The organism is Inquilinus limosus DSM 16000 (genome assembly GCF_000423185.1).
Classification (GTDB): Bacteria; Pseudomonadota; Alphaproteobacteria; order DSM-16000; family Inquilinaceae; genus Inquilinus; species Inquilinus limosus.
In genome coordinates, this window is the sequence record NZ_AUHM01000018.1 from 45,640 (window position 1) to 66,095 (window position 20,456).

General features: G+C 69.3%; 20 protein-coding genes. 8 read left to right on the forward strand and 12 right to left on the reverse strand.

Annotated elements, in window-relative coordinates:
* Nucleotides 1-2 precede the first annotated feature (2 nt).
* Both G537_RS0116535 and G537_RS0116540 read right to left on the reverse strand, forming a co-directional pair.
* Complete coding sequence (locus G537_RS0116535) at nt 3-2,222, reverse strand: xanthine dehydrogenase family protein molybdopterin-binding subunit (protein WP_026871062.1); 2,220 nt, start codon at nt 2,220-2,222, stop codon at nt 3-5.
* Nucleotides 2,223-2,225: 3 nt separating this feature from the next.
* Complete coding sequence (locus G537_RS0116540; protein ID WP_026871063.1) at nt 2,226-2,678, reverse strand: (2Fe-2S)-binding protein; 453 nt, start codon at nt 2,676-2,678, stop codon at nt 2,226-2,228.
* A gap of 146 nt (nt 2,679-2,824) precedes the next feature.
* Between G537_RS0116540 and G537_RS0116545 the strand changes: the two genes are divergently transcribed.
* Complete coding sequence (locus G537_RS0116545) at nt 2,825-3,772, forward strand: AraC family transcriptional regulator (RefSeq protein WP_026871064.1); 948 nt, start codon at nt 2,825-2,827, stop codon at nt 3,770-3,772.
* A 27-nt stretch (nt 3,773-3,799) separates the two neighbouring features.
* Here G537_RS0116545 and G537_RS0116550 read toward each other — a convergent pair whose 3' ends face one another.
* Together G537_RS0116550 and G537_RS0116555 are read right to left on the reverse strand one after the other, a co-directional pair.
* On the reverse strand, nt 3,800-4,819 hold the full coding sequence (locus G537_RS0116550) for an SDR family NAD(P)-dependent oxidoreductase (protein ID WP_051248491.1): 1,020 nt from the start codon (nt 4,817-4,819) through the stop codon (nt 3,800-3,802).
* A 124-nt stretch (nt 4,820-4,943) separates the two neighbouring features.
* Nucleotides 4,944-5,840, reverse strand: coding sequence for a LysR family transcriptional regulator (locus tag G537_RS0116555; protein ID WP_034851961.1), 897 nt, complete (start codon nt 5,838-5,840; stop codon nt 4,944-4,946).
* Between the two features lie 99 nt (nt 5,841-5,939).
* On the opposite strand from G537_RS0116555, the gene G537_RS0116560 reads away from it, so the two are divergent.
* Nucleotides 5,940-6,470 (forward strand): AAA family ATPase, encoded by a 531-nt coding sequence (locus G537_RS0116560; RefSeq protein WP_026871067.1) that lies wholly within the window; start codon nt 5,940-5,942, stop codon nt 6,468-6,470.
* Here G537_RS0116560 and G537_RS0116565 read toward each other — a convergent pair whose 3' ends face one another.
* From G537_RS0116565 to G537_RS0116600, 8 genes are all read right to left on the reverse strand, one after another.
* Nucleotides 6,471-6,800: a TfoX/Sxy family protein gene (locus tag G537_RS0116565; protein WP_026871068.1), complete on the reverse strand. Its 330-nt coding sequence runs from the start codon at nt 6,798-6,800 to the stop codon at nt 6,471-6,473.
* A gap of 9 nt (nt 6,801-6,809) precedes the next feature.
* A complete protein-coding gene (locus G537_RS38355; protein WP_051248492.1) occupies nt 6,810-7,550 on the reverse strand; it encodes a FadR/GntR family transcriptional regulator in 741 nt (246 codons plus the stop codon).
* A 92-nt stretch (nt 7,551-7,642) separates the two neighbouring features.
* On the reverse strand, nt 7,643-9,202 hold the full coding sequence (locus tag G537_RS0116575) for a HEAT repeat domain-containing protein (RefSeq protein WP_081688855.1): 1,560 nt from the start codon (nt 9,200-9,202) through the stop codon (nt 7,643-7,645).
* Between the two features lie 89 nt (nt 9,203-9,291).
* Nucleotides 9,292-10,143 carry a carbohydrate ABC transporter permease gene (locus tag G537_RS0116580; RefSeq protein ID WP_026871070.1) on the reverse strand — a complete coding sequence of 284 codons (852 nt, stop codon included), beginning with the start codon at nt 10,141-10,143 and terminating at the stop codon, nt 9,292-9,294.
* Nucleotides 10,133-11,074 (reverse strand): carbohydrate ABC transporter permease, encoded by a 942-nt coding sequence (locus G537_RS0116585; protein ID WP_034851963.1) that lies wholly within the window; start codon nt 11,072-11,074, stop codon nt 10,133-10,135. The genes G537_RS0116580 and G537_RS0116585 overlap by 11 nt, the downstream gene beginning before the upstream one ends.
* Nucleotides 11,071-12,288: an ABC transporter substrate-binding protein gene (locus tag G537_RS0116590; RefSeq protein WP_026871072.1), complete on the reverse strand. Its 1,218-nt coding sequence runs from the start codon at nt 12,286-12,288 to the stop codon at nt 11,071-11,073. Before G537_RS0116590 ends, G537_RS0116585 begins: the two co-directional genes overlap by 4 nt.
* 67 nt (nt 12,289-12,355) lie before the next feature.
* Nucleotides 12,356-13,672 (reverse strand): alpha-L-fucosidase, encoded by a 1,317-nt coding sequence (locus G537_RS0116595; protein WP_026871073.1) that lies wholly within the window; start codon nt 13,670-13,672, stop codon nt 12,356-12,358.
* Complete coding sequence (locus tag G537_RS0116600; RefSeq protein ID WP_026871074.1) at nt 13,669-14,982, reverse strand: L-fuconate dehydratase; 1,314 nt, start codon at nt 14,980-14,982, stop codon at nt 13,669-13,671. The genes G537_RS0116595 and G537_RS0116600 overlap by 4 nt, the downstream gene beginning before the upstream one ends.
* A 222-nt stretch (nt 14,983-15,204) precedes the next feature.
* On the opposite strand from G537_RS0116600, the gene G537_RS38360 reads away from it, so the two are divergent.
* The 6 genes from G537_RS38360 (at nt 15,205) to G537_RS38370 (ending at nt 20,409) form a co-directional block, all read left to right on the forward strand.
* On the forward strand, nt 15,205-15,891 hold the full coding sequence (locus tag G537_RS38360; protein WP_064742156.1) for a FadR/GntR family transcriptional regulator: 687 nt from the start codon (nt 15,205-15,207) through the stop codon (nt 15,889-15,891).
* 120 nt (nt 15,892-16,011) lie between these two features.
* The gene (locus G537_RS0116610; RefSeq protein ID WP_026871075.1) at nt 16,012-17,337 is read left to right on the forward strand and encodes an MFS transporter; all 1,326 of its coding nucleotides are present in this window, start codon (nt 16,012-16,014) and stop codon (nt 17,335-17,337) included.
* A 95-nt stretch (nt 17,338-17,432) separates the two neighbouring features.
* Complete coding sequence (locus G537_RS0116615; protein ID WP_026871076.1) at nt 17,433-18,362, forward strand: LysR family transcriptional regulator; 930 nt, start codon at nt 17,433-17,435, stop codon at nt 18,360-18,362.
* Between the two features lie 73 nt (nt 18,363-18,435).
* Entirely contained in the window at nt 18,436-19,338 is a 903-nt protein-coding gene (locus tag G537_RS0116620; protein ID WP_026871077.1) for a LysR family transcriptional regulator, read from the forward strand.
* A gap of 149 nt (nt 19,339-19,487) precedes the next feature.
* Nucleotides 19,488-19,721, forward strand: a complete 234-nt coding sequence (locus tag G537_RS38365; protein ID WP_026871078.1) for a YciI family protein — start codon at nt 19,488-19,490, stop codon at nt 19,719-19,721.
* A 28-nt stretch (nt 19,722-19,749) separates the two neighbouring features.
* Nucleotides 19,750-20,409 (forward strand): DNA-3-methyladenine glycosylase I, encoded by a 660-nt coding sequence (locus tag G537_RS38370; protein ID WP_051248495.1) that lies wholly within the window; start codon nt 19,750-19,752, stop codon nt 20,407-20,409.
* Nucleotides 20,410-20,456: the final 47 nt, after the last annotated feature.

Genomic DNA, 20,456 nt, shown 5'->3' on the forward strand with positions numbered 1-20,456 from the left:
ATTCAGGCCCCGAGCGCCGATTTCACCCGCTGCGGCAGGAACGGGTAGTGCCGCAGCCGAACGCCGCCGGTGAGCCGCGCCACCGCATTGGCGATCGCGGGACCGACCGGCGGCAGGCCGACCTGGCCGATGCCCCCGATCGGGCTCTCGGGCGTCGGAATCACGGCGACCTCGATATCGGGCACCTCGGACATGCGGATCACCCGATAGGTGTCGAAGTTCGACTCCTGCACCCGGCCGTCGACGATGTTGATCTGTTCGAACAGCGCGTGGCTGATGCCGTTCGTGATCCCGGTCATCATCAGCGCTTCGATGTGGCGCGGCTGGACCGCCACCCCCGGATCGACCGCGCACCACACCGAGTGCACGCGAATCTCGCCGCTTTGCCGGTCGAGCGACACCTCGGCGATCTGTGCGCAGTGGGAGCCGAACGCATCGGAATAGGCGAGGCCGAGCGCCCGTTCGTCGCGCGGGCGGTCCCATTCCGCCATCCGCGCGACTGTCTCGATCACCCTGCGCGCCCGCGGCTGGTCCTTCAGCAACTCCAGCCGAAGCGCCAGGGGATCGACACTTCTGGCCGCCGCGATCTCGTCGACGACGCATTCGATCGCGAACCTGGTGTAGCCGACCCCGACCGCGAACCAGAAGCCGACGTCCAGCCCGTTGTCCTGGCGGATATACTCGATCCGATGCGCCGGGACGGCGTAGTTGAACTCCGCGCCCTCGGTCACGACGTCGTCATGGCCTCCTGCGCTCTCGAGCAGCCTGGGCATGGTCCGGGCGAAAATGGAATCCGCCACGATGCGATGCCGCCAGCCGAGGATGGCCCCGCCGCCGTCGAGCCCGACCTGGATGTGCTGCGCCGCGAGCGGCCGGAACTTGTCGTGCCGGACGTCGTCTTCGCGGCTCCAGACGACCTTGACCGGACGGCCCTGCACCGCCTTGGCCAGCGACACCGCATCGATGATGAAGTCGGCCTCCGCCTTGCGGCCGAAGCCGCCGCCGAGCAGCGTCGTGTTCACCTTGACCTTGTCCGGGGTGGTGCCGACCACCTCCGCGGCGAAGCCCTGCGTACCCGTCGGGCCCTGAGTCGGCGCCCAGATTTCGACCGTGTCGCCGGCCACAAGCGCCGTGGCGTTCATCGGCTCCATGGTCGCGTGGCAGACATGGTCGCTCATGTAGTCGACCGCGATGACCGTCGCGGCCCCCGAGATCGCCGCCGATGCATCGCCTTCGGCGAGGGCATCGACGCCCGTCCGGGAGAGGTCGCGGCCGACGCTGCGGTACTGTTCCAGCAGCCGGTCGCTGGTGTAGCGGCGGACCCGCGATGACGCGCTCCAGGTCACGTCGAGCAGATCCTTGGCCCGCATCGTCGCCTCGATCGTTTCGCCGATGACACCGACGCCATAGGGCAGCGGGACGATCTGCCTGATGCCCGGTACGGCCCTGGCTGCGGCGTCGTCGATGGCTTCCGGCGTCTCGTCCTGAACGGGTGCCCGCAAGACCGCCCCGTACAGCATGCCCGGAAGCTGCACGTCGCTGCCGAACATCGCGCTGCCGTCGACCTTCGACGGCACGTCGACGCGGGTCATCTTCGGATCGCCGATGTAGCGCCACCGCTCGCGCGGCTTCAGATCGGCGACGGTCGCCTGCGGCAGCGGATCGGGAAGCTCGCCGGCCGCGGCGATCTCGCCGTAACCGAGCGAGCGGCCCGACGGTGCGTGCACGACCCGATTGGGCTCGGTCGTGAGCTCGCCCGCCGGTGCGTTCAGCAGGCCGGCGGCACCCGCGATCAGGACCTTGCGGGTCTGGGCACCGACCAGGCGCAGCATCTCGTAGTAGCCCCGCGTGGATTCGCTGCCGCCGGTCAGCTGGATGCCGTAGAAGCCCGGATTGCCGTAGGTCTCCGCATCGGACGGAGCCTGGACGACGCGCACCTTGCCCCAGTCGGCATCCATGTCCTCGGCAATGAGCAACGGCAGCGTCGTCATGATGCCCTGCCCCATCTCGGAGGCCGGTGACATGACGGTCACGGTGCCGTCGGCCGCAATGGCCACCCAGGCATTCGGCCGATAATGGCCCTCAGCCGCCAGCGTCACGGCGGCGCCCAAGGCGTTTCCGGGCAGGCCGCCGAACGCGACGGCAATGCCGAAACCGCCGGCGGTGACGAGAAAGCTGCGCCGCGAAAGTGCGCGGCTGTGAGGCTTCAAGGTCGCGATCACGGCTCAGGCCTCCCGTGCCGCACGCTGGATGGCGCTGATGATCCGCAGATAGGTCCCGCAGCGGCAGATGTTCCCGTCCATGTGCTCGATGATCTGCTCGCGGGTGGGACTGGGGTTGCTCGCGAGGAGGGCTGCGGCCTGCATGATCTGCCCGGACTGGCAGTAGCCGCATTGCGGCACCTGCTCCGCGATCCAGGACTTCTGCAGCGGGTGGCTGGCGTCCGGCGACAGACCTTCGATCGTCGTCACCGCCCGGCCGGCCACGCTCTCGAGCGGGGTCACACAGGAGCGCGCCGGCTCGCCGTCGACATGCACGGTGCAGGCGCCGCACTGCGCGATGCCGCATCCGAACTTGGTGCCGGTGAGCTTCAGATGCTCCCGGATCACCCACAGCAGCGGTGTGTCGTGCCTGGCGGCGACGTCCACCGCGCGCCCGTTGATCGTGAACGCTGTCATGAAGGCTGCTCCCTCCACCCGGTTACAGGCTTTCGGAGGCACTGCCCCTGGATCACCTCCGCTGGATAGTCCAACGATAGGAGTCCGCCGACAGACGAGCTATGCTGGAAAGTCCGCATTATCTTCGCGATCGTCCAGGACAGCTCATGGATCCGCTTTCAGACGTGCTGTCGCTGCTGAAGCCGCGCAGCTATGTGTCGGCCGGCTTCGATGCCGGCGGAGACTGGTCGATCCAGTTCGACCACCAGCACGACCGGATCAAGTGCTACGCCGTGGTGTCCGGCGCGTGCTGGCTGTCCGTGGAGGGCGTTCCCGACCCGGTGCGCCTGAGGGCCGGGGACTGCTTCGTGCTGCCGAGCGGCCGGCCCTTCCGGCTGGCCAGCGACATGGCCTTGGCGCCTGTCGATGCCGGCACTGTCTTTCCGCCGGCGCGGGATGGCGGCGTCGTCACCTTCAACGGCGGCGGGGACTTCTTTCTGGCCGGCAGCCGCTTCGCCGTCAGCGGCGACCATGCCGGCATCCTGCTGCGGATGCTGCCGCCCATCGTGCATATCCGGAAGGAACCGGACCAGGCGGCGCTGCGCTGGTCCGTCGAGCGGATGATGCAGGAGCTGCACGAGCGCCAGCCCGGCGGTTTTCTGATCGCTCAGCACCTCGCCCATATGATGCTGGTCCAGGCCTTGCGGCTGCACCTGGAGGACGGGTCGGGAGGCGGCGTCGGCTGGTTCTCCGCCCTGGCGGACAGGCAGATGGGCGCGGCGATCGGCGCCATGCATGCCCGACCGGCGCATCGCTGGACGCTGCAGGCGCTGGCGGCGCATGCCGGCATGTCGCGATCGAGCTTCGCCCTGAGGTTCAGGGAGACGGTCGGGGAGACGCCGATGGAATACCTGACGCGCTGGCGGATGCTGCTGGCGGCGGACAGGCTGGCGAATTCCGGCGATCCCGTCTCCGCAATCGCCCTGTCGCTGGGCTACGAATCCGAGAGCGCCTTCAGCACCGCCTTCAAGCGGGTGATGGGCTGCTCGCCGCGGCAATATGGCCGCGGCGCCCGCCTCGTCTCCCCGTATGGGGAGACGGCAACAGGGCGATGAGCACGGACGAGATGCGTCCTGCGCCGGTCAGCGCGGCTGCGGCCGCAGCGTCAGGAGGTCCGCGATCCGGTTATGCGAGATCATCTCCGCCTGCAACTGATCGTGGGCGGCGTTGACCGGGTCGATGCCGTCCCTGTAGGGGCCGACCGTCAGCCGCGATGGCCGTCCGCCGAACTCCATGGCGGCCAGCGCGACGACCGCGTCCGAAACCTCCTTCGGGTCGAGCTCCGGATCGGGAACGAGATCGGCCAGCATCGCCTCGATATGGCGCGCATAGGGCTCCGTCCGCGCGCGCTCGGCATCCGGGAGGTCGTTCAGCATCCGCTCCCAGTGGCGCACCGCATTGGCCTGCAGTTGCGTCGGGTAGGCGCCGGCGGGCTGCACCACGACCACCTCGATGTTGGAGGCGGCGGCTTCGTAGGCGAGCGCATCGGCGGCGGCCTCGACGGCCAGCTTCGATGCGCAATAGCCGCCCAGCATCGGGTCGATGGCGCGGCCGAGCGCGCTCGACATCTGGATGATCGTCCCGCCGCGCTGGGCGCGCATCTGCGGCAGCACCGCGCGGTACAGGCGCAGCGCCCCGTTCAGGTTGGTCTCCAGATTGGCGCCGAACCAGGCCGGCGTCTGCACCTCCACCGGGCCCGGGACGACGATGCCGGCATTGCTGACCAGCACGTCGATCCGCCCGGCGGCGGCGGCCACGCGGGAGATGCCGGCGGCGACCGACGCGTCGCTCAGCACGTCGATCTCGACCACCTCCAGGCTCAGGCCGTCCTTGGACAGTGCGGCGAGCTCGCGGGCTGCCGGCGCGTTGCGGCCGCCGGGATCGCGCATCGTCGCGAAGACCCGCGCGCCCTGCCGGGCGAAGCCTTCCGCCATCAAGCGGCCGAAGCCGGAGCTGGTGCCGGTGATCACGACCACCGGAGGCTGCGCCGCCTGCGCCCAGAGCGGGCGGGCCATCGCCATCAGCCCCGCCGCCATGCCGGCCTGCAGCAGCACCCGGCGGCTGGTTCCGGCCCGCAGCCGACCTTCGTCATTCACGGCCATCGAACGCCCTCCCGTGGTCATCGACGGCCGCAGGATCACATGGCGGGGAGGCGTCGCGGTAGGAGCAACAATTTGGAAACACCGTCTCACATGCGCCAACAGCGGTGCCGGCTTCGGCGCCCGGTCAGGCAGCCCGGGCGCGAAGCTTGGCGGCGAGGAAATCCAGCAGGGCGCGGTGCGCCGCGGTGGGATGACGGCCGCTCGCATAGACCGCATACAGGCCGCCGCTGTCGACGCTGTGCCGTTTCAGGACCTGCCGGAGCCTGCCGGCATCGAGATCGTCCTGGACGACGCCGGTGGGCAGCAGGGCGAGCCCCAGGCCGGCCACCGCGGCGCGGAGCGCGGCCTGCGCGCTGTTGACGGCGATGCGGCCCTGCATATGGACCTCCTCCGGCCCCTGCGGGCCATCGAGCCGCCAGACGGCGCTGTCCACGGACGGACCCAGCACGACGGCGTCATGCGCGGGCAGGTCGCCGACCGACCGCGGCGTGCCCCGGCGCGACAGATAGTCGGGGCTGGCGACCACGATCCGCTTCGCCGGGCCGAGCTTGCGGGCGACGAGGCTCGAGCTGGAGAGCCGGCCGGTGCGGATGGCGATGTCGATACGCCTCTCGATGAGATCGACATAGTCGTCGCTGAGGTGTAACTCCACCTTGACGTCCGCGAACCGGGTGCAGAACTCTGCCACCCACTCGATCAGGTAGCGCACGCCGAAATAGACGGGCGCCGTCAGCCGCAGCGTGCCGCCGGGCACCCGCTGCGCCGCCGCGACCCGCTCGGACGCGGCTTCCAGATGCCGGAGGCCGAGATCGACCTCGTCGAGATAGGCGCGGCCGAGCGAGGTCAATTCGATCTTGCGCGTCGTGCGGTGCAGCAGGCGCGCCCCGATCTCCTCCTCCAGCCGCGCGATGTTCCGGCTGACGGTCGCCTTCGGCAGGCCCAGCATCCGCGCGGCACCGGAAAAGCTGCCCGCCTTCACCACACGCGAGAACAGGATCAGGTGGTTGAGATCGACCGCCAATTGGCGACTCCGATGGAACAGTCACCCCCGAATGTCACACCAACGATAACGTCGTTTCGCTATCCTCGAAAGGAGACGCTCATGTCAGCGGAAGGCCCGATGAACCGTTTCGTCGTCATCTCCGGCTGCTCGGGCGGCGGCAAGTCGACGCTGCTGGCGGAGCTCGGCCGGCGCGGGCACGCGGTGGTGGAGGAGCCCGGGCGGCGCATCGTCAAGGAAGAGTTGGAGAACGGCGGCCAGGCGCTGCCCTGGGTGGACGGAGCTGCCTTCGCCCGCCGCGCCGTCGCCATGGCGCTGGCCGACCGCGCCGCGGCCGAGGCGCGTGAGGGTTGGGTGTTCTTCGACCGCGGCCTGGTCGACGCCGCGGCGGCGCTGCAGCACATGACCGGCGAGCCGGCGCTGGAGACGCTGGCCCGGCCGCATCCCTATCACCGACGGGTGTTCCTGACCCCGCCCTGGCCCGAGATCTACGGCACCGATCCGGAGCGGCGCCACGGCCTCGACGCGGCCGTGGCCGAATACGAACGGCTGCTCAAGGCCTATCCGGCGCTCGGCTATGAGGTCGTCGTCCTGCCGAAGGTGAGCGTGGCCGAGCGCGCCGACTTCGTGCTGGACGCGCTGGCGGCGTAGCTATTTCGGCGGCAGGGAGCGGACGAAGGCGAGCGCCGCGTCGAGCAGCCGCCGGCGCAGGGCGTCGTCGCCGAAGGCCGCCGGCCCGGCCCGCACCCAGCCCGGCATGCGCCGGCCCTGCATGATCATCGGCGCGACGTCCGGCTGCTCCAGCGCCCAACCGTCGTTGCCCTTGCCGAGGCGGACCAGCATCCCGTCGACGCGGGCGCCGCACAGCAGATTGCCGTGCAGCAGCCAGGCCAGGCCGCCGAACATCGGCTTCTCGTCCAGGCCGGGCTCTGCGCCCAGCGCCTCCCGCACCAGCTCCTCCAGCCCCGGATCCCGCGCCATGCCGCCCCCTCAGCCTGGACCTGCCACCTTCTCGGCGATGCCGCGGTTGCGGGTCAGCATCGCCATCACCGCGTCGCGCGCCTTCTGCGGGTCGCGGCCGCGGATGCCCTCGGCGATCGCCATATGGTAATCGGCCGAAGGGCTGTAGGCGTATTCCGCGGCGATGCCGTGCGCCGAGACCAGGAACTGCACCCGCAGCAGCACATCGAGCGGCCGGGCGAAGCCGGACAGCAGCCGGTTGTGCGAGGCGTTCAGCACCGCCAGGTGGAAGGCGACGTCGGTGTCCAGCACCTGCGGCATGGCCTCGATCGCCAGCCGCGCCGCCAGGGCGACGATCGCCTCCGCCTCCTCCGCCGAGGCCCGCTCGGCCGCGAGCTCCGCCGCCCGCGGCTCGACGATCTCGCGCAGCTCGGAGATCTCGACCAGGAAGCGGCCGATCCCGTCCGGTTCGCGCAGATGCCAAGCCAGCACGTCGGGATCGAGGATCGACCATTCCTCCCGCGGCCGGACGCGCGAGCCGTAGCGGCGGGCGGTGCGGATCAGCCCCTTGCCGGCCAGGACCTTGATCGCCTCGCGCATGGCGTTGCGGCCGACCGCGTATTCGGCCGCCAGCTCGGTCTCGGTCGGTAGCGGCCCGTCGCTGTCGTAGCGGCCGGCGACGATGGCCCGGCCCAGCGCCTGCACCGTCTGGCGCACCGCCCCGCCCGCGAGCGAGCGGCCGGAAGCGCCGGCCAGGGTGCGCTCCAGCAAGGCGGCCAGCGCCTCCGGATCCTGGGCTCCTGGTGAAGGTCCGCTGGAAGGAGAGAGCCGCCGATCCGCCAATGCCGCGCCGTGGAAACAGGTCAGAAAATGCTCGCCGAGGTCGTCATCGGACACCAGCGCGAGAGCTTGAGATAGGGTAGCAGCACCCGGTGCGCCGCGTCATCCCCGATGCGGGCCAGCGCCTCGACCGCGTAGCCGCGGACATACCGGTTCGGGTCCCCGGTCAGCACCCGGCCGAGCGCCGGCACCGCCGCGGCGGCCGCCTGCCCCATCCGCGCCAGGCCGAGCACGGCGTCGAAGCGCACCTCCTCGTCCGCGTCGTCCAGCGCCTGGACCAGCGCGGCGACGATCGTGTCATCGGCCGGCTTCAGCCCCAGCGCCTCGACCGCGGCGATGCGCAGATGCGGGTCGGCGTCGCGGGTGGCGGCGATCAGCGCGTCGCGCACCTCCGGCCCGGTGCCGGCGATCTCGCCGAGGGCGAAGGCGGCGAGCTTGCGCGCCCGGCCGGCGCCGTCCCGCAGCAGGCGCAGCAGCCCCGGCACGGCCGGCGCCCCGACCTCGACCAGCCCGTAGGTGGCGGACAGGGCGACGCAATCCTTCGCCGTCAGCCGGCCGGCATCGCTCTTGACCGTGCCGTCCTCCGGGTCCTGGCGGGTGTCGGCCTCGACCCGCTGCAGCAGGTCCGGCAGCGCCGCCTCGCCGATCGCGCCCAGGGCATAGGCTGCGTCGAGCTGCAGCGCCTCGTCGTCGCCGTCGAGCCAGGGCAGCAGCGCAGGCACCAGCGCCGCGGCGGCGGGGCCGAGATCGGCGATGGTCGACATCGCCGTCGCGGCCTGCGTCGGCGTGCCGGCAAGGGCCGCACGCAGGGCGTCGAGATCCGGCGAGCCTCCGGCCGCGGTGCCGCCGGTCAGCCAGCGCCACTGCGCCTTCCACGCCGCCTCCATCGGAAAGGACGGCAACTGCTGCGGCGCCCGCCAGGCCGGGTCGGCATGCGGCCAGGCCGGGGCCCCGACCGGGGCCATGCGGATGAACTCGAACTTCATCATGAACCGCTTGTCCGCGGTCAGGTTCTTCATCTTCCGGTGCCAGATGTCGTAGTGGATCATCAGCACCGATCCGGCGGGGCCGGAGCCGTTCTTCTCCAGCGCATCCGGATCCCGGATCCCGGCGGCGAGCAGATGGCTGCCCGGCACCACCCCGGTCGGCCCCAACTCGGCCGGCGTGTCCTGCGGGTAGTACATGATCATGACCCAGCGCGGCCGGTGGTTCCGCACCCGGCGCATGTAGCCCCAGTAGCTGTCCTTGTGCCAGTTCTGGATCGGCGAGCCGGGCGGGTTCTTATGCAGGGCCCGGTGCGGGTGCATTGCGTAGTCCGGCCCCAGCACGCTGGTCAGCGCGCCCTTCACCACCGGGTCCTCGAACACGGCGTTGATCTCCGGCACCAGCGGCAGGAGGTTGTTGCCGGGGTTTTCGTGCCGGTCGCCGCCGATCAGCTCGTCGAAGCGCTGGAAGATCTGGTCGTGGAACGACTTCGGCAGCGCCGTCTGCAGCACCAGATAGCCGTTCGCCAGGAACTGCCGGATCTGCGCATCGGTGAGGAGGCGCGGCGCCTCGGCCTGCGCCGGAACATGCATGTCCATAGTCGTTCCCTTCCCGCCCCCTTCTTGTGGCTCTTCCGATGATGCGACTCTAAGTGGGATTTAGCAAGTCTAGATCCCATCTAAAACTCTTACCGCCCGCCGAAGCCCGAATTCATGGCGATGCCGCTGAAGATGTAGCGTTGCAGCAGGATGGTCAGGCACAGGCCGGGGATCATCGAGATCGCGGCGCCGGCCATCAGGTAGTTCCACTGCGTGCCCTGCTGGGTCTGGAACATGGTGAGGCCGAGCGGGATGGTGGCATGCTCGGTGCCGTTCACGATGATCAGCGGCCACAGGAAGCTGTTCCACTGCGCCGTGAAGGTGAACAGGGCCAGGAGGCCCAGGACCGGCAGCGACATAGGCAGGATGATGCTGACCAGGATGCGCAGCCGCGAGGCGCCGTCGCACAGCGCCGCCTCCTCCAGCTCGCGCGGGATGGTCTTGAAGAACTGGCGCAGCATGAAGGTGCCGAAGGAGCCGAAGGCGACCGGCAGGATCAGCGCCTGGAAGGTGTTGACCCAGTCCAGCCTGCTGATCAGCAGGAACAGCGGGATCACCAGTACCGCCTGCGGGATCATCAGCGTCGAGAGATAGGTCAGGAACAGCGTGTCGCGGCCGACGAAGCGCAGCCGGGCGAAGGCATAGGCGGCGAGGCTGGAGACGGTCAGCACGATCACGGTGACGGCGCCGGAGACCAGTGCGCTGTTCAGGAAGAAGCGGCCGAAGGGCAGGTAGACCCAGGCATCGAGGAAGTTGCCCCACTGCCAGTCGCTGGGCAGCAGGCGCGGCGGCACGGCCAGGACCTCGCCATTCGGCCGGATCGCGTTGGTCAGCATCCAGAAGAACGGGAACAGGAAGGCCAGCGCCACCAGCGCCATCGCCCCCTGCGAGACCAGAGTGCCGGCGGTGACGGCGCCGGCCGCCTTGGGCCTAGTCGTCATAATGCACCCATTTCCGCTGCAGCCGGAACTGGAGCGCCGTGAGCGCCATGATGATGACGAACATCACCCAGGCGATCGAGGAGGCGTAGCCCATCCGGTAGGTGGTGAAGCCGTTCTGGTAGATGAAGAAGCCGAGCGTCGCGGTGGCGGCGCCGGGCCCGCCGCGGGTCATGGAATAGACCTGGTCGAAGACCTGCAGCGCGGTGATCGCGGTCATCACCGTGCCGAAGAACAGGGTCGGCGAGATCAGCGGCAGCTTGATCCGCCAGAAGCGCTGCCAGGCATTGGCGCCGTCGATCTGGGCGGCGTCGAGATAGGTCTGCGGGATCGATTCCAGCGCCGCCCCGAACAGCAGCAGGTTGTAGCCGAAGCCCGACCACAGCGAGACGATGACGATCGCCTGCATCGCCCAGTTCGGGTCGACCAGGAAGTTCGGGATCGGCAGGCCGAGCGACTGGACGAGCCAATCCATCAGCCCGCCCGGGGTGAAGATCAGCACCCAGACCAGCGAGGCGCCGATCATCGGGGTGAAGGTCGGCAGGAAGAAGATCAGCCGGAAAAACCGCTTGCCCCACCGCAGGCTGGAGATCCAGACCGCCATGCCGACCGCCAGCACGATGTTCAGCACCAAGTACTCGGTCGTGTAGAAGACGGTGTTGACCAGCGCCCGCCAGAAGCTGGGGTCGACCGTGAACAGCCGGGTGTAGTTGGCCAGGCCGACGAATTTCGGCTGGTTCAGCAGCTGCCAGTTGGTGAAGCTGAGCGCCAGCGACGCCACCAGCGGGAACAGCAGGAAGGCGAGGAAGCCGAGCAGGCTGGGCAGCAGGAACCAGAAGGCGGCCCGCCCTTCCGCCCGGAAGGCCCGACGCCGCCGCTGCGCCCGCGGGGCAGCCGCCACCGGCGTTCCGAGATCCTGGGCCTGCACGGTCATTCGGCGGCCAGGCCCTGCACGGTGTCCAGCACCTCGGCGCCGGTCTGCGACCCGCTATATGCCAGCGGCGCATATTGCTCCAGCAGCTCGTACACCGTGTTCCAGTTGGCGGTGGTGCGGTAGGGCTGGGCGTTCTTCAGGGCGAAGTCGATGGTCTCGCGGGCATTGGCGACGCCTTGTGCCGCGACGTCGTACCAGTAGCCCTGCTGCGCGGTCCGGGCCGGGAAGGCGCGGCCCTGCGATGCCAGATACTGCTCCGCCTCCGGCCCGGTCAGCACCTGGATCGCCTTCCAGGCCAGGTCCTTGTGCGGGCCGGCCTTGTTGATGCCGAAGCCCGAACCGGCGCTGAAGGTGATGCTGCCGGCCTTGCCGGCGGGCAGCGGCGCCAGCCCGACCGGGAAGTTGGAGGATTTGCGGATGTTGATCATCTCCCACGGGCCGGTGACGTACATGGCGACGGTGCCGGCCAGGAAGCGGCCGCGGGCGATGTCGCCGGAGGGCTGGCCGCTGGCCGCGATCACCGGCGCCACCTTCTCCTTGGTCACCAGATCGACGTAGGACTGGAACGCGGCCTGCAGCTCCGGGTCGGCGAAGTTCAGCCCGCCCTCCTCGGTCAGGTACTTCGCCCCGTCGGACAGCGCGAATTCCAGCCAATCGCTGGCGGTGACCGCGAAGCCGTAATTGCCGTCCTGGGTCAGCGCCTTGGCCGCGGCCAGGAAATCATCCCGTGTCCAGCCGGCCTTGGGCGGCTCGACCTTGTATTTCGCGAACAGGTCGCGGTTGTAGTAGACGACCAGGGGCCCGAAGTCATAGGGCAGCGCGTAGAGATGCCCGCCATAGCTGAGGCCGTCGAGGATCGAGCGGTCGAACTGGCCGAGGTCGAAGCCCTCCTTCACATAATCGTCCAGCGGCTCGAACAGGGTGGTGAAGTTGGACAGGCGCAGTGACTGGATGCTGACGATGTCGGGCAGCGTGTTGGACGCCGCGAGGGTCGGCAGCTTGGTCCAGTAGTCACGCCAGGGGGAGGTCTGCAGCTCGACCTTGATGTCGGGGTACTGCTTGTTGATCAGCCCGGCGACATGCTTCCAGGCCTCGATCTCGGCATCGGTGCCGGCCCACATCTGCCAGGTCAGGGTCACCGGCTCGGCCCGGGCCGGGGCGGCGGACAGCAATGCGGCGGCGGCCACCGTCAGAATGGTCGTCAGCGTCTTCATGGCGTTCGTCCTCCTGCTGCGGCCGCCTTCTGCCGGGCGGGCGCTTGATGGGCGAGTCCGGCCGGGCTCAGCCGTCCTTCAGGAACAGCTCGATCACCGGCACGGTCACGTCGGGCCGGCGCACCGGCAGCTCCAGCGTCAGGGTGCCGGCGGTCAGCGGCACATGGGTGTTGCCGCCCAGCGCGGGGTCCTTCGGTTCCAGCCGCTTCACCTCGCTGGCATCGTGCAGCAGCTGGGCGTAGGCGACCTTGCCGCCGAGCCCGTCGAGATGCAGGTGCCGGAACGGCCAGGCGAAGAGATGGACGTAGAGCCGGTTGCCGTTGCGGGTCAGCCGGCAGTCGCGCGGCACCGGGATCTCGGGGCCGGCCGGGCCGCAGCCATAGATGCTGCGGCCGTGCAGATCGAGCCATCGGCCATAGACCTCGAGCGCCGCCTTGGCGCGGTCGTCGAAGGTGCCGCGGCCGGTCGGGCCGACATTCATCAGCAGGTTGCCGCCCATGGCGACGTTGTCGACCAGCAGCTGGATCAGCTGCTCCGGGCTCTTCCAGCTGGTCTCGTCACGGTGATAGCCCCAGGAGCCGCTGAAGGTGTGGCAGGATTCCCAGGTCACCGCCTGGCCCAGCACCCGCGGTGCCTCCCGCGGCAGGAACTGCTCCGGCGTCGTGATGTCGGGCGGCACGCTCAGCGCCTCCTCGAGATCGAGCCGGTTGTTGACCAGCGCGTCCGGCTGCAGCTCGCGTACCAGCGCCAGCAGCTGTTCGCTCTCCCAGTCCTTGTGGCCCTTGCCCGGCAGGTCCTCGTAGGGCCGGTTCGGGTAGGAGAAGTCGAACCACAGGATGTCGATCTTGCCATAGCCGGTCAGCAGCTCGCGCACCTGGTCGCGCATATAGGCGGCGTAGCGGCGCATGTCCCGCCCCTGGTTCAGCGCCGCCGCCTCCGGATGGTTGCGCTGCGGGTGGTGCACGTCGATGGCGAAGTCCGGGTGATGCCAGTCGAGCAGCGAATAGTAGAAGCCGACCTTCAGCCCCTCGGCCCGGAACGCCTCGACGAAGGGCTTGATCAGGTCGCGGCCATAAGGAGTGTTGGTCGCCTTGTAGTCGGTGACCTTGCTGTCCCACAGGCAGAAGCCCTCATGGTGCTTGGCGGTCAGCACCACGTATTTCATTCCGGCCTTGCGGGCCCGCGCCGCCCAGTCGCGCGGGTCGTAGAGGTCGGGATCGAAATGCTCGAAATAGGTGCGGTAGGCGTCGTCGCCGATCTCCTCCCGGCTCTTCACCCATTCGTGCCGCGCCGGCAGGGCGTAGAGGCCCCAATGGATGAACATGCCGAAGCGGTCGTGGACGAACCAGGCCTTCTTCTCCTCCGGCAGGAAGGTGGCGCTCATGGGCGGGCCTCCTGGTCGTCGCGCCAGGCGCTGCCGTCGGGGAAGCGGTGGGCCTGGAGCGAGGCGGGCTTCATGGTGATGGAGTAGCCGGGCGTGGTCGGCGCGACGTAGCAGCCGTCCACGATCCGCACCGGGTCGGCGAAATGCTCGTGCAGATGGTCGACATATTCGATGAAGCGGCGGTCCTTGCTGCCGCTGACGGCGACGAAGTCCCACATCGACAGGTGCTGCACGTATTCGCACAGGCCGACGCCGCCGGCATGGGGGCAGACCGGCACGCCGAACTTGGCGGCCATCAGGATGATGGCCAGGTTCTCGTTCACGCCGCCGACCCGGGCCGCGTCGATCTGGCAGAAGCCGAGGGCCGCGGCCTGCAGGTACTGCTTGAACATCACCCGGTTGTGCACGTGCTCGCCGGTCGCGACCCGGGTGCCGTAGCGCCGCAGCACCCGGTCGATCGCGGCATGGCCGAGGATGTCGTCGGGGCTGGTCGGCTCCTCCACCCACAGCGGCTTGAAGGGCAGGAGGGCGGTCGACCATTCGATCGCCTGGCCGACATCCCAGACCTGGTTGGCGTCGACCATGAAGGTCAGCTCGTCGCCGATCTCGCCCCGCACCAAAGCGGCGCGCGCCAGGTCGGCCTCGCGGTCGGCGCCGACCTTGATCTTGAACGCCTTGAAGCCCTGGGCCAGCGCCTCGCGCACCAGGCGGCGGATCTTGTCGTCGCTGTAGCCGAGCCAGCCGGCGCTGGTGGTGTAGGCGGGATAGCCTTCGGCCAGCAGCCGCTCGATCCGCGCAGCCTTGCCGGCCTCCTGCTTGCGCAGCAGCTCCTCCGCCTCGGCCGGCGTCAAGGCGTCGGTGATGTAGCGGAAATCAATGCAGCGCACCGTCTCCTCGGGCGTCATGTCGGCGAGCAGGCGCCACAGCGGTTTGCCTTCCTCCTTGGCCCAGAGGTCCCAGATCGCGTTCAGCATCGCCGCGGTGGCGAGCTGCATCACCCCCTTCTCCGGCCCCAGCCAGCGCAGCTGGCTGTCGCCGGTCAGGTGGCGGTAGGTGGCTCCCATGTCTCGGGTGAACTCGGAGAGGTCCCGGCCCAGCACCGCCGGCTTTAAAGCTTCGATCGCGGCGCAGACGATGTCGTTGCCGCGGCCGATAGCGAAGGTCAGGCCGTGGCCCTCCGGACCGTCGTCGGTCGACAGGATCACGTAGGCGGCGGAATAGTCGGGATCGGGATTCATCGCGTCCGACCCGTCCAGCCTCTTCGCGGTCGGGAAACGGATGTCGAGGACGCTGATCCGATCGATCTTCACGGGTGTCTCCGTCCCAGAACGGCGCGCCATGACGGCGGCGCCAAGCGACGTTCCACGACCGCTTCTTCCGGCGGCTATTCCCCTGCCAGGCGACGGCAGGCCTTGGCATTAGGGCTCCGCTGCGGCTAGGCTGTCAAGTGGTCAGGCCAGCTCAGATGGGATTTAGACGACCCCGTCTGGTCCGGCCGAGCCGAGGTGGATTTCATCGAGCGGCAGGGCGCGATGCCCCTTCAGGCGGTCGTCAATCGCAAGCTGTACATCCAGATCGCCGAGCAGATCACGGCGCTGATCGAATCGGGCGAGTTCAGGCCGGGGCAGCAGCTGCCCTCCGAGCGCGACCTGGCGCAGGAGCTGGGGGTCAGCCGCCCGACCGTGCGCGAGGCGCTGATCGCGCTGGAGGTGGCGGGGCTGGTCGAGGTCAAGATCGGGGTCGGCGCCTTCGTCCGCGCCGCGGCCAAGGCCCCCCTGCCCGAAGCCGACCATTCGGCGCTGGAGATCATGCAGGCCCGCGCGGTGGTGGAGCCGGAGCTGGCGGCGCTGGCGGCCCGCCACATCACGGCCGAGGGCCGGGCCGAGCTGGCCGGCATCGTCGCCGCCATGCGCGGCCAGACGGCGCGTCGGGAATGGTCGCAGGACTCGGACCGGGCCCTGCATCTGCTGATCGCCGAGCATTGCGGCAACCAGGCGCTGCGGGAGATCGCCCTGACCCTGTGGCGCGGCCGCGAGGAGGGGCTGAGCGCCGCTTTCCACCAGCATCTGGCGCGCCAGCCGGCCCTCTTGGACCACATCATGGCCGACCATGACGGCATCGCCGCCGCCATCGCCGCCGGCGACCCGGACCGGGCCCGGGCGGCGATGGCCGCGCATCTCGATTATGTGCAGAAGGAGATGCTGGCGGTGTGGGACTGACGGTCTTCAATGCCATTCCTGAATGGATCGATGCCCATTCGGAAATAGAAGTGGATCGAACCGGCTCCTAGGGTTCGCCCCGAGAACAGGGCTTTCACAGCCGAATCCGGGAGGAACCCGATGGCCGTCACCACCGCCGTCGACCGCGTCGCCAGGAGTCGCGTCCGCTATCAGATTCTTCTGATGCTGTTCGCGGTGACGGTGCTCAACTACGCCGACCGCGCCATCATCTCCGTCGCCGGCACCCCGCTCTCGAAGGAGTTCGGGATCGACCCGGTGGCGATGGGGTACATCTTCTCGGCCTTCAGTTGGTCCTATGTCGCGGCGCAGGTGCCGGGCGGCTGGCTGCTCGACCGCTACGAGACCAAGCGTGTCTATGCCCTCGGCATCCTGTTCTGGTCGCTGTTCACCTTCCTGCAGGGCTGGGCTGGGTTCTTCGGCGCCGGCGCCGCGGTCGCCTTGCTGTTCCTGTTCCGCCTCGCCGTCGGTCTGTCCGAGGCGCCGTCCTTCCCGGGCAACGCCCGGATCGTCGCCGCCTGGTTCCCCAGCGCCGAGCGCGGCACGGCGTCGGCGATCTTCAACTCGGCCCAGTACTTCGCGCCGGTGATCTTCGCCCCGCTGACCAGCTGGATCGTGCAGGAATATGGCTGGCGCTGGGCCTTCTTCGTCATGGGCGCGCTCGGCATCGTCCTCGTGGCCCTGTGGAACCGCACCATCCACGGGCCCAAGGAGCACCCGTCGGTCAACCGGGCGGAGCTGGAGCATATCGAGCAAGGCGGCGCGCTGATGTCGATCGGCGGCGCCAAGCCCGGCGCGTCGGCGGTACGGTGGAGCGACGTCAAGCAGCTGCTCGGCAACCGCATGCTGCTCGGCATCTACATCGCCCAGCACTGCATCAACGTGATCACCTACTTCTTCCTGACCTGGTTCCCGATCTACCTGGTCAATGATCGCGGCATGTCGATCCTGAAGGCCGGCTTCGTCGCCTCGCTGCCCGCCCTGTGCGGCTTCATCGGCGGCGTGCTGGGCGGCGTCATCTCCGACCACCTCTACAAGCGCACCGGCTCGCTGACCCTGGCGCGGAAGCTGCCGATCGTCTGCGGCATGCTGCTGTCGATGACCATCATCGGCTGCAACTACGTCGACGACCCGACGCTGGTGGTCGGGCTGATGGCGCTGGCCTTCTTCGGCAAGGGCATCGGCGCGCTGGGCTGGGCCGTGGTCTCCGACACCTCGCCGAAGGAGATCGCGGGGCTGAGCGGCGGGCTGTTCAACATGTTCGGCAACACTGCCGGGATCACCACGCCGATCATCATCGGCTACATCCTGCACGCCACCGGCTCCTTCAACGGCGCGCTGCTGTTCGTCGGCCTCAACGCCTTCATCGCCATGGCCGCCTATCTCTTCGTGGTCGGCGAGATCAAGCGGGTCGAGTTGCGGCGGTGAGACGCCTGGGCGCCGGCCCCGTCCGGCCCCTCCCCTTTCGCCGACTGCACCGGCCGGGGCAGTATCCGCCAGCAACCGCCGCGGAACGCCCCCTGATGTTCGATCTCAACCAGCTGCGCTGCTTCGTCGCCGTCGCCGAGGAGCTGCATTTCGGCCGCGCCGCCGCCCGGCTGAACATGACCCAACCACCGCTGAGCCGGCAGGTGCAGATCCTGGAGCGCATCCTCGATGTCGCTCTGTTCGAGCGCACCAGCCGGTCGGTCCGGCTGACCCCGGCCGGGCAGAGCTTCCTGGTCGAGGCGCGGCGCCTGCTGAAGCAGGCGGAAGGAGCCGCCCTCCTGGCCCGCCGCGTCGCTGCCGGCCAGGCCGGCGCGATCGGCATCGGCTTCACCGCCACCTCGGCCTATAGCTGCCTGCCCGACCTCGTCGCCGCCTGCCGCCGCCGGCTGCCCGACGCCACGCTGGTGCTGCGGGAGATGGTCTCCGCCGACCAGACCGAGGCGCTCACCTCCGGCCAGATCGACGCCGGCCTGCTGCGGCCGCCGGTGGTGCAGGCCGGCACCGACAGCTTCCGCATCGCCGAGGAGCGGCTGATGGCGGCGGTGCCGGAGGACCACCCCCTCGCCGCCGCCCCCAGCCTGTCGCTCCGCGACTTCGCCGGCGAGCCCTTCATCATGTATGCGCCGCATGAGGCGCGCTATTTCCACGACCTGGTGATCGAGCTGTTCGCCCGGTCCGGCCTGCTGCCCGATTACGTCCAGCATCTCAGCCAGATCCATTCGATCCTGGCCCTGGTGCGCTCCGGCCTCGGCCTGTCGATCGTGCCGGAGGCGGCGCTGCAGTTGCAGATCCGCGGCGTCGCGCTGCGCCCGCTCGACCTCGCGGCGCCGCGGCCGGCGGAGCTCTACATCGCCTGGCGGCAGGACAACGACAATCCGCTGCTGCCCCTCGTCCTCGACATCGCCCGCGGGATGGCGGAGCAGCACCGGCCGGCCGAACTCAAGGAAAGCGAGCTCGAGGACTGAAACCTCCCGCGCCGGCGCGGCTCGCTGTATCCTCGATCACCTTTCGCCACGACCTCGGCTAGACCGCCCTCCCATGGCTTCGCAGACGGCCCTTTTGAACTGGGACGATCTCCGCCTCGTGCTGGCGGTCGCCGAGAGCGGCACCATCTCCGGCGCCGCGGCCGTCCTGCGCATCAGCCACCCCACCCTGTCGCGGCGGCTGCGGCATATCGAACAGCGGCTCGGCGCGCGCCTGTTCGAGCGCACACCCTCGCTGTGCCGCCCGACCGAGGCCGGCGAGGAAATCCGGGCGCTGGCCGGTCGATTGCGGGAGGACATCGCAGCGCTGGAGGGGCGGATCGCCGGACGGGACCGAAGCGTGAGCGGCCCGGTCCGGCTGACGGCACCCGACGCCGTGGCGGACTATCTCCTGCCCGGGATGCTGGCCGAGATCTGCCGGGACGCGCCGGAACTGACCCTGGAGCTCGTGGTCTCCAACCAGGTGCTGTCGCTGGCGCAGCGCTCCGCCGACATCGCCCTGCGCGTCACCGATTCCCCGGATCCGGCGCTGCGCGGGCGGCGCGTGGGGACGGTGGCCGCGGCCGTCTATGCCGAAACGTCGCTGGCGGCGGCCTGGCCACCGGGCCGGGCCCACGATCGGCCGTGGGTCGGCTTCGACGCCGCGCTGGCCTGCACCAAACTCGGCACCTGGGTCGCGGCGCATGTGCCCGACGGCGGCATCCGCTTCCGCGCCAACACGCTGCTCGGCGCCGCCCGGGCTGTCCGCTCCGGCATCGGCTTCGGCGTCCTGCCCTGTTTCGTCGGCGGCAGCATTCCGGAGCTGGTGCAAGCGGAGCCGCCGATTCCGGCCCTGGACCAGGGCCTGTGGCTGCTGGTCCATCCGGAGATCGCACGGGTTCCACGGGTGCGGGCCGCGTGCGACGCCCTCGCCCGCAGGTTGAAGGCAGCGGCGCCTCTGCTGTCGGGTGAGGCGTAGGCCGATCAAAATTCTTTCAGCACCCTGTGCAGGAATTTCGAGTGGGAACGCGGCCCCGAACGGCCAAGATCCGCCCCGGGATATCAACAGGGGCAAAAACCGATGTTCGTGTCCTTCTCAGGTTTTCGGACAACAGGGCCGGCCAGTTCATGCAGGGCCACAATGAGTGGCTGCAGCGCGGCTTCGACGACGGCGTGTTCCTGCTGGCGGGCAGCCTGCAGCCGCGGCTGGGCGGCGGAATCCTGGCGCACAGCACGAGCCGGCCGGAGATGCAGGACCGGGTGGACGCCGATCCGTTCGTGGCCAAGGGCGTGGTGACAGCCGAGATCCTGGAGTTCTCCCCCTCCAGGGCCGATGCGCGGCTGGATTTCCTGCTCGCCTGAGTGCTTTCCTGTCCGGAGGGGCTGAACGATGAGCATGACGATCGCCGGGCCGGACGGAAGACCGCGCTGCCGATGGTGCGGCGCCGCGCCGGAGTTCCTGGCCTATCACGACACCGAATGGGGCTTTCCGGTCGCGGACGATCATCGCCTGTTCGAGAAGCTGTGCCTGGAAGGCTTCCAGTCCGGGCTGAGCTGGCGCACCATCCTGGCCAAGCGCGAGAATTTCCGTGCCGCCTTTCACGGCTTCGATTTCGACAGGGTGGCGCGCTTCACCGAACGCGATGTCGAACGCCTGCTCCAGGACGAGGGGATCGTTCGCCACCGCGGCAAGATCGGGGCGGTGATCAACAATGCGCGGCGGGCCCGCGACCTCGTCGAGCGCGAAGGCTCGCTGGCCGCCTTCCTCCGGCGCTACGAGCCGGACCCGACGCGGCTCGCGGCGCCGCAATCCGCCTCGGTTTCGGCGGAGGCGATCGCCCTGTCGAAGGATCTGAAAAAGCTCGGCTGGGCCTTCGTCGGTCCGACCACGGTCTATGCCTTCATGCAGGCGATGGGGCTGATCAACGATCACGCCGCCGACTGCGTGATCCGGGTCGAGGTCGGGCGCGCGCGTCGGAGCTTCAGACGCCCGGCATTCGATACTCAATCCGCATCAATCGATCCAGCAATTGGGTTGGAAGGGAATTGATCCGGACGCTAGAACCGACATCGAACGCAATATCGACGCCGGGAGGA